This window comes from Cupriavidus sp. IDO, assembly GCF_000812465.1.
Lineage (GTDB): Bacteria > Pseudomonadota > Gammaproteobacteria > Burkholderiales > Burkholderiaceae > Cupriavidus.
The window spans coordinates 24,602-33,174 of record NZ_JWMA01000008.1; the positions used below are offsets into that span (position 1 = coordinate 24,602).

8 protein-coding genes are annotated in these 8,573 nt (G+C 67.5%); 3 read left to right on the top strand and 5 right to left on the bottom strand.

Annotated elements, in window-relative coordinates; genetic code table 11:
• Positions 1-13: 13 nt before the first annotated feature.
• From RM96_RS03350 to RM96_RS03360, 3 genes are all read right to left on the bottom strand, one after another.
• The gene (locus RM96_RS03350; RefSeq protein ID WP_039007678.1) at positions 14-1,627 is read right to left on the bottom strand and encodes a rhodanese-related sulfurtransferase; all 1,614 of its coding nucleotides are present in this window, start codon (positions 1,625-1,627) and stop codon (positions 14-16) included.
• Positions 1,624-2,244 carry a cysteine dioxygenase gene (locus tag RM96_RS03355; protein WP_039007681.1) on the bottom strand — a complete coding sequence of 207 codons (621 nt, stop codon included), beginning with the start codon at positions 2,242-2,244 and terminating at the stop codon, positions 1,624-1,626. Before RM96_RS03355 ends, RM96_RS03350 begins: the two co-directional genes overlap by 4 nt.
• Positions 2,245-2,359: 115 nt before the next feature.
• Entirely contained in the window at positions 2,360-2,797 is a 438-nt protein-coding gene (locus RM96_RS03360; RefSeq protein ID WP_039007682.1) for a helix-turn-helix domain-containing protein, read from the bottom strand.
• Positions 2,798-2,872: 75 nt separating this feature from the next.
• Here RM96_RS03360 and RM96_RS03365 point away from each other — a divergent pair, with 75 nt between their 5' ends.
• Together RM96_RS03365 and RM96_RS03370 are read left to right on the top strand one after the other, a co-directional pair.
• A complete protein-coding gene (locus RM96_RS03365) occupies positions 2,873-3,739 on the top strand; it encodes a class I SAM-dependent methyltransferase (protein WP_039007705.1) in 867 nt (288 codons plus the stop codon).
• Positions 3,740-3,864: 125 nt separating this feature from the next.
• A complete protein-coding gene (locus tag RM96_RS03370) occupies positions 3,865-4,776 on the top strand; it encodes a DMT family transporter (RefSeq protein ID WP_238587066.1) in 912 nt (303 codons plus the stop codon).
• A 17-nt stretch (positions 4,777-4,793) separates the two neighbouring features.
• Here the strand turns inward: RM96_RS03370 and RM96_RS03375 are convergent, their stop codons facing one another.
• Together RM96_RS03375 and RM96_RS03380 are read right to left on the bottom strand one after the other, a co-directional pair.
• A complete protein-coding gene (locus RM96_RS03375) occupies positions 4,794-5,618 on the bottom strand; it encodes a 3-keto-5-aminohexanoate cleavage protein (RefSeq protein WP_039007686.1) in 825 nt (274 codons plus the stop codon).
• Between the two features lie 45 nt (positions 5,619-5,663).
• Positions 5,664-7,532: a bifunctional sugar phosphate isomerase/epimerase/4-hydroxyphenylpyruvate dioxygenase family protein gene (locus RM96_RS03380; RefSeq protein WP_039007688.1), complete on the bottom strand. Its 1,869-nt coding sequence runs from the start codon at positions 7,530-7,532 to the stop codon at positions 5,664-5,666.
• Positions 7,533-7,663: 131 nt separating this feature from the next.
• Here RM96_RS03380 and RM96_RS03385 point away from each other — a divergent pair, with 131 nt between their 5' ends.
• Positions 7,664-8,431 (top strand): IclR family transcriptional regulator domain-containing protein, encoded by a 768-nt coding sequence (locus tag RM96_RS03385; RefSeq protein WP_039007691.1) that lies wholly within the window; start codon positions 7,664-7,666, stop codon positions 8,429-8,431.
• Positions 8,432-8,573: the final 142 nt, after the last annotated feature.

Here is an 8,573-nt window from a genome sequence, read left to right on the forward strand (position 1 = left end):
CCTGAATCACCCCCTACGCCACCCGAAACCCATGCGTCCCGTCCCGCTCGAGCTGCGCAATCAGCCCGAACTCCCAGTCCAGGTAGGCCTGCATGGCTTGCTGCGCGTTATCGGTGCCCTCATAAGGCCGGCGATAGCGGTCGGTCCTTGCCGAAGCCAGCCGCGTCTCGCCTAACTCCAGAGGTAACCCCGCCGCGATCCACGCCAGCGTGCCGCCTTCGAGCACGAACACCTCCGCATCGGACTCGCGCCGCAGGTCCGCCGCGGCGAAGCGAGCGAGCTGGCTGGTGCCGCACGTCAGCACGTACCTGCGCGCACGCGGAATGCGCGACAGCGCGTCCGCCAGCTGAGCACGAATGACGAAGTAGGCGCCGGGGATATGCCGCCTGACGTAGTTGGCACTGGCAGTGAAATCCAGCACGACGGCATCCCCGCCTTCGAGCCAGGCGGCGAGCTCCGACGGCGAGACCGATGGCACCGCGGCGGGAGATGGCGCGGGTGCGGGCACGGCACCGGTCTCACTACGGGCCGACGCATCGACCGCTTCCACCACATACGTCTCCCAACCCATCTGCGCCAGCCATGAGCCGGTCATGCTGGCGCGTACGTCATCATCATCGGCCAGCACGATGCGCGCGCCGCGCACCGGCGCATGGTGATCGGTCTCCTGCACCAGCTGCCCGCCGGGCGCGCTGACAAAGCTTGGCAGATGGCCCTCTGCAAATTCTTCCGGCGTGCGCACGTCGAAGCAGTAGACGGTGCGGCCCGGCTCCCGCAAGCCTGCGACCGCGTCGTGCGGAATGCGGCGAACGCCGGCACGCGCAGCGATATCGCTGGCGCCGTTGCGGGCGCTTTCGCGGTTGGCCTCGCTGACCGCTGCGGGAGCGCGCCGGTTCGCGCCGTGGTCAAGCTGCTGCCCGGCCAGCGTCCAGCCGATGGTGCCGTTGCGCAGCGCCGCCACCGGATTGGGAAGGCCCGCGTTGATCAGCGACTGCGTGCCGATGATGCTGCGCGTGCGCCCCGCGCAGTTGACGATGACCTGCGTGCGCGGATCGGGCGCCAGTTCCCGCACGCGCAACACCAGTTCCGCGCCGGGCACGCTGGTGGCAGTGGGAATGCTCATGGTCTGGTATTCGTCGAAGCGGCGTGCATCCACGATGACCACGTCGGCATGCGCATCGATCAGGGCCTGCACTTCCGGCGCCGGCAGTGACGGCGTGTGGCGCTTTGATTCCACCAGTTCGCCGAAGGACTTGCTGGGTACGTTCACGTCGCGGAACACCTCGCCGCCGCCCGCGATCCAGGCGGCAAGGCCGCCCTCGAGCAGATGCACGCGCGTGTAGCCAAGCTCGCGCAGCACTGCGGCAGCGCGTGGCGCGAGGTCGGTTCCCTCATGCTCGCCATAGACAACAATCAGCGTATCGCGGCGCGGAATGCGTCCCCATGCCTCCAGTTCCAGCTTCGACAGCGGAAAGTTGGCGGCCCACAGCGGATGCTCCTGCGCGTACGGATCTTCCTCGCGCACATCGATCAGCGCGATCTCCTCGCGGTTCTGCAGCGCCTGGCGAACCGCCTCGCGAGTGTAGGTGGGGAAAATGGGATTGGCTTGCTTTTCGGTGGAGGTCATGACTGAACAGGCTCGCGGGACCGGTCCCACGGATTGGGCAGGGTCTGGTTGGAATAGCCGGAGATAAATGCCTTGCGCGTGCCATCTTCGGCATAGACTGAACGGCGCACTGCGCCAATATTGGCGCCATACACGTGAATGCTGACCGAGACGCGGTCGTCGTAGGCGTTGTGCACGCGATGAACGTCGCCGACCGTGGGAGACACCGCCTCCACCTGGCCCGGCTCCAGCCGGACGCCCTCGCCCTGCGGCACGGGCCGGCCCGCCGCATCGAGCGCGAACGGCTGCGAGTACTCGGCGCCACGCAACATGCCGATCAGGCCCCACACCGTGTGGTCGTGGATTGGCGTGCGCTGGCCCGGCCCCCAGACAAAGCTCACGATCGAGAAGCGTTCCGCGGAATCGCAGTGCAGCAGCACCTGCTGGTAATACTCGGGATGCGGCTGCGCATACGCATCGGGCAGCCAATCGTCGCGCGCGACCAGGCGCGCGAGCAGCGCCCCGCCCTCTTCGAGGATGCGCGGCTCATCGGGCTTCTGGTCGAGCAAGGCGGACAGCGCGGTGATGAACTCACGCAGCGGCGCCAGCGACCCGGGTTGTATGGAGGTTTCGCTCATATGAGGTCTCCTGAATGCATTCGCTCTGATTGTGCCCGGGCCGATTTTAAACATAGCAGCTCTCCGGGAGCATGCAGAATCCCCGCGCCGCAGTTCACTGCCAGGGCACCCGGAACTAGTTCCGCGGTGGCGGCGCGGCCCTCTTCCTCCGCGCTCCAACTGCACCGGACGCAGCAGCCTCCAGGATGCGGCGGAAGGTGGGGCATTCCATGTGGCTCGGCGCGGGACAGGCAGCGGCATGCCGCAGGCCGTCGCGCATGGCGCTCAGTCTGCGGATTGTGGTGTCCAGCTCGTCCGCTCTGGCCGCAAGCATCTGCCGGTCGATGCGCGGCTGTCCGTCCGACGCGAAGATCAGCGCAATCTCATCGAGCGAGAAGCCGGCGGCGCGTCCCAGCGCGATCAGCGCCAGCCGCTCCAGCACTCTCGCATCGAACACGCGGCGCAGCCCTCGCCTGCCGGTCGAGGCAATCAGCCCCTTTTCCTCATAGAAACGCAGCGTCGATGCGGGAAGGCCGGATTGCTGCGCCACCTCGGCTATGTCCAGGTTTGTCACCCTCTTGACCTCAAGTCGACTTGAAGATGCATAGTGCAGCTCTGGATGCCTTAAGGCAAGCAAAAGGAGATGATCATGGATATCACGCCCCGTACCGTCAGCGAGCAGTCGGCACTCTGGAACGGCATCGCCGGATGCGCGTGGGTCGACGCGCAGGAAGTGCTCGATCAGATGTTCCAGCCGCTTGAAGACCTGCTCGCCGATGCGGTCCACACCGGCCCCGTGCGCCGGGTGCTCGATGTCGGCTGCGGCACGGGGAGCACAACCCGCGCCGTCGCGCGGCGGCTCGGCGCGCAGGGCTGCTGCGTTGGCATCGACATTTCCGAGCCGATGGTCACAGCCGCGCGGGCTCGCGCCGAGCGGGAAGGCGCGCCGGCGAGCTTTATACGCGCCGATGCGCAGCGCCACGCCTTCGAGCCGGCGAGCTTCGACATGATCGTCTCGCGCTTCGGCGTCATGTTCTTCGAGGACTCCGTCCAGGCCTTTGCGAACCTGCGGCGCGCGGCAAGGGATGGCGCCGGACTACGGTTCATCGCCTGGCGCAGCCCGGAGGAAAATCCGTTCATGACCACCGCCGAGCGCGCCGCGGCACCGCTCCTGCCGAACATCCCCGCCCGCCTGCCCGACGCCCCGGGCCAGTTCGCCTTCGCGGACCGCGGCCGTGTCAGTCGCCTTCTCGAAGAGAGCGGCTGGACCGGGATCGACATCCGGCCGATCGACGTCGCCTGCACCTTTCCCGAGACGGCGCTGGTCCGTTACCTGACCCGGCTCGGTCCCGTTGGCCGGGTCCTTCAAGATGTGGACGAGCGGACGCGCAACCAGGTCATGGAAACGGTCCGCGCTGCCTTCGATCCCTATGTGCACGGCGCTGAAGTCCGCTTCAATGCGGCCTGCTGGATGGTCGGCGCCCGATCGCCGTCCGCACCACGCTCGACGGCTTGACGCACGCCACCATTCCCGGATTGTTCGCTGGCAGCGCATTCTGACTTTCCAGCCAATGCGATTATTGTTTCCTGTCGCATCAGTAACCTGTTCATCGAGTGCAACGCCAACGGAAAACCTGTGACATGGAGCAAATGAGGATGGCCGTGGCAGGTACCCGGCCACTGCAAGGCATTGCGCTGATGATTGCGGCGGTAGCATGTTTCGCCGCTCTCGACACCCAGACAAAGATCGCCGGCGCGGCGGTGCCGGTCGTCATGGCACTGTGGCTGCGCTATCTCGTGCAGGCGGCGCTGACCGGCGCGGTCCTGCTGCCCGCGCGCGGCCGGGCCCTGCTGCGCACGCGCCGGCCGCTGCTGCAATGCGCACGCGCCATAGCGATGCTGCTGTCCAGCGTGTGCGCGTTCTTCAGCCTGCAGGTCTTGCCCGTGGGCGAGTTCACCGCCGTGGTGAGTCTGACGCCGCTGGTCATGGCGCTGGCCGCCGCGGCCATGCTCGGCGAACGTGTGTCGGCCGTGCGGTGGCTCTTCCTGCTGGCGGGATTCGCCGGTGCGCTGGTGGTGATCCGGCCCGGCAGCAGCCTGCAGCCCGCGATGCTGCTGCCGCTGGGAACGGTGCTGTGCAATGCCACCTATCAGTTGCTGACCGGCGTGCTGACCCGCGCCGACGGCGCCGGGACCACGCACTTCTATACAGGCTGCGTTGCCACCGTGCTGCTGTCGGCCGCACTGCCGTTCGCATGGACCTCGCAGCTCACGGTGTTGCATTGGGGCCTGCTCGCAGGCATGGCGCTCGCCGGCACCGCCGGCCACCTGTTCCTGGTCCTGGCCTATGCCCGCGCGCCGGTCAGCCTGCTTACGCCTTATCTCTACCTGCAGATCGCGTTTGCAATGCTTGGCGGCTGGCTGGCGTTTGCCTATCTGCCCGATGCGTGGTCGGTGCTCGGCGTTGCCGTGATCGCCGCCAGCGGCGTGGGGGGCACGGTGGCGGCTGCCCGCGAGCGGGAGCTGCCGGGGCGGGCGGTCGGGGCAACGTAACCGCCCCGGCCTCACCGTCAGCCCAGCCCCAGCAATGCCCGCGCCTGTGCCGGCGTTGCCACCGCCCGGCCATACTGGCCGCAGAGCTGCGCCACGCGGCCAACCAGTTGCGCATTGCTGGCCGCCAGCGTGTCCTTGTCCCAGCGGATGTTGTCTTCCAGGCCGGTGCGGCAGTGTCCGCCGAGTTCCAGCGTCCAGTGATTGACCTCCAGCTGGTGCCGGCCGATGCCGGCGGCCGTCCATGTCGCGCCCGGCAACAGCTGCCGCAGTTGCTCGACCTGGAACGCCAGGATCTCGCGCCGCGCGGGCAGCGCATTGCGGATGCCAAACACGAACTGCACGTGCGGCGGTGCGGCGAGCAGTCCTTCCTTCACCAGTTCCGCCGTGTTGTAGAGCATCGACAGGTCAAAGATCTCGATCTCCGGCTTGACGTTGAACTCCTGCATGGTACGGGCCAGCGCACGTACGAAGTCGGGCGGATTCTCGTAGACGCTGGTGGGAAAGTTGACCGAGCCGGTGGCCAGCGATGCCATGTCCGGCCGCAAGTCCAGCATGGCGCCGCGCTGGCTGGCCTCGCGGCCGCGTCCGCCCGTGGAGAATTGCACGATCATGCCCGGGCAGTGCTTGCGGATGCCTTCCTGCAGCGCGGCGAATCGCGCCGGGTCGGAGCTCGAGTTCTCCTGCTCGTCGCGTACGTGCAGGTGCACCAGCGTGGCGCCGGCCTCATAGCTGGCGTGCGTGCTTTCGATCTGTTCCGCCACCGAAATGGGCACGGCCGGGTTGTCTTTCTTGCGCGGCACGGAACCGGTGATGGCCACGGAAATGATGCAAGGGTCTTGCATGGACTGTCTCCAGTAGGGAATGTTGTGATGGGATGACGAGGGTGTTCACCCGTGCCGCAGCTGCGCCTGCGCGGCCATGCGCACCGACGCGTTGGCCGCGCCGTAGCCGAGATAGCCGGCGCGCTGCACGAGTTCGAAGAAGAACCGTTCGTGGAACGGCTCGGTATAGGCGTGCAGGAATTCGCCGTGGGCGTCCCGGTCGTAGAGCAGGCCGAGGCGTTGCAGGCGCCCGAGCAGCGCATCGTCGAGTGCCAGCCGCGCGGCCACGTCGTCGTAGTAGTTGTCCGGCACGTGGAGCATTGCGGCGCGGGTGCGGTCGATCGCTTCCAGCGTCTGTTCGATATGGTCCGACCGGAAGGCGATGTGATGCACGCCCGAGCCCGCGTAGGCGGCAACAAAGCGTCCGGTGGCCGTGCGGCCGCTCTCGGACACATTGAGGGGGATGCGCACGTGCTGTTCGGGGCTGACCATGGCGCGGCTTTTCACGAGGCCATACGGGTCGGCGATCTCGTGCACGGCTTCTGGCTGCATGCCGAACACCGAGCGGTAGAACAGCACGAAGCTGTCGAGCCGGTTGGCGGGCAGCGCCTGGGCGATATGGTCGATGGCGGACAGCCCGGCGCCGGGGTGGGCGGCCTCTGCAGGCGCGTCTAGCGTGAAGTCGCTTTCGTAGATGCTGCGGTCGGCGTCGTGGTCGTCGATCAGGTGGAACAGCATGCCGTCGGGCGAGCGCAACGCCGGAATCGCCCGCTCGTCGGGGCCTACCGGCTCGCGCCACTCCTTGCACAGCAATGCCCGGGCGCGCGCCACGGCGCACCGGGCGTCGTCCACCCTCAGGCCGATGGCGCAGACCGACGGCCCGTGCAACTGGAAATGCTCGGCGGCGGCGGTGTCCTGCTCCGCATTCAGGATCAGGTTGATGCCGCCCTGGCGGTACAGGTCGACCGCCTTGGAGCGGTGGCGGCCGGCGTGGGCAAAGCCCAGCGATTCCAGCCGTTGCGCGAGTTCGCGGCCAGCCACGTAATCGACGGCGAACTCGACGAAATCCACGCCGGCAAGCACCGGCGGCGCGGGCAGCGGCGTGCCGCCAGCCTCGGACTCCAGCCAGATCAGCGAGCGCAGCCCATCCTGTGCCGTCAGCCGTGCCGGCGCCGCGCGGAAGTCGTCGTTGAAGACTTCCAATGACAACGGCCCGGTATAGCCGGCCTGCAGAACAGCGCGGGCGAAGTCTGTCACGGGCAGGTCGCCCTGGCCGGGAAAGTTGCGGTAATGTCGGCTCCACGACAGCACGTCCATCGACAGGCGCGGCGCGTCGGCAAGCTGGACGAAGAAGATCTTGCCGGCCGGCACGGCGTCGAGGCCTTGCAGCGAGTCACCGAGCGACAGCGTATGGAAACTATCCAGCACCAGCCCCAGCGCGGGGTGGTCGGCGCGCTGCACGATGTCCCAGGCCTGCTGCCAGCGGCGCGTGTGGCGGCCCCAGGCGAGCGCCTCGTAACCCACGCGCAGCCCGCGCCGGGCGGCGGCCTCGGCCATCTGGCGCAGGTCGGCGGCGGCGCGGGCCGGGTCGTCGATGGCCACGTCCTGCACATTGCTGCAGACCAGCACCATCTCCGCCCCGAGCTGTTCCATCACATCGAACTTGCGTTCGGCGCGTGCCATGTTGCGGGCGAACAGGTCGCCTGGCATGGCCTCGAAGTCGCGCAGCGGCTGGTAGAGCATGATCTGCAGGCCGAGGCCGGCCGCCATGCGGCGAACTGCCGCCGGCGAGCCGTCGAAGTTCAGCAGGTCGTTCTCGAAAATCTCCACGCCGTCGAAGCCGGCAGCCGCGGCGGCTTCCAGCTTTTCCGGCAGCGTGCCGGAGAGCGAGACGGTGGCGATCGATTTCGGAAGGGGCTTGGGCGCTGCAGTCATGGCGATGGATAGTTGGCGGCGATGTGCCCATAGGTTAGGAGCCATCCTGGCCGTCAACAACCAAGATTCGCGCGCAGGCGTGCGACAATCGCTCCATTGCGATCGTCGGTCGCGCAAAACTCGGGTTAACCATGGAAAAGGAACCGCTGAACCGGCGCGACTGGATCGCCGGGCTGGAGAAAGGCCTGGCCATCCTGGAGGCCTTCGACAACGACCATCCGCGCCTCACGCCCACGCAGGCGGCGCAACTGACCGGCCTGACGCGCACCGCCGCGCGACGCTACCTGCTGACGCTGGAGCACCTCGGCTACACCACCAGCGACGGCACGCTCTTCAGCCTGACGCCGCGCGTGCTCAAGGTGGGCTGGTCGTATTTCGATTCGGCACGGCTGCCGCGCACGGTGCAGCCGTTCCTGCAGCAGATCACCGCCCAGGTCGGCGAGGCGGCCTACCTGAGCGTGCTCGATGGCTGGGAACTGGTGTTCATCGCCCGCACCGGCACCAGCCGCGTCATGAGCACCGGCTTCGTGCTGGGGGCGCGGGTGCCGGCCCCACTGGGCTCGGCCGGCGTGATGATGCTGGCCTCGCGGCCCGAGGAGCAGGTGCGCGAATGGCTTGAGACCTGCGTGCTCGCACCTTACACGCCGTACACCATCCTGCAGCGCGACCGCCTGCTCGACGAGATCCGCAAGGCAGGCGCTCAGGGCTATGCCATGCTGGAGCAGCAGTTGCAGACCGGCGTGCGCGGCATCGCGGTACCGCTGCGTGACCGCCACGGCAAGGTGATTGCCGCGCTCTCTGTGAATATGCCGATTGGCGATGAGACCGCGCAGGAGGCGCTTGATCGGGTGCTGCAGGTTTTGCAGGACACTGCGTTGTTGGTTATGCGGGTGCTTTAGGATCCGGCTGAGGGTGGGAGCTGCGGTTGGGCGTTGTCGATGGTTCGACGGCCCCAGGTTTCGCCCCTGAAGGGGCGACCTACTTATATGAACGCGCCCCGGTTTGCAAGGTAAGACGAACATGCTGGCTTGAGCAGGACTG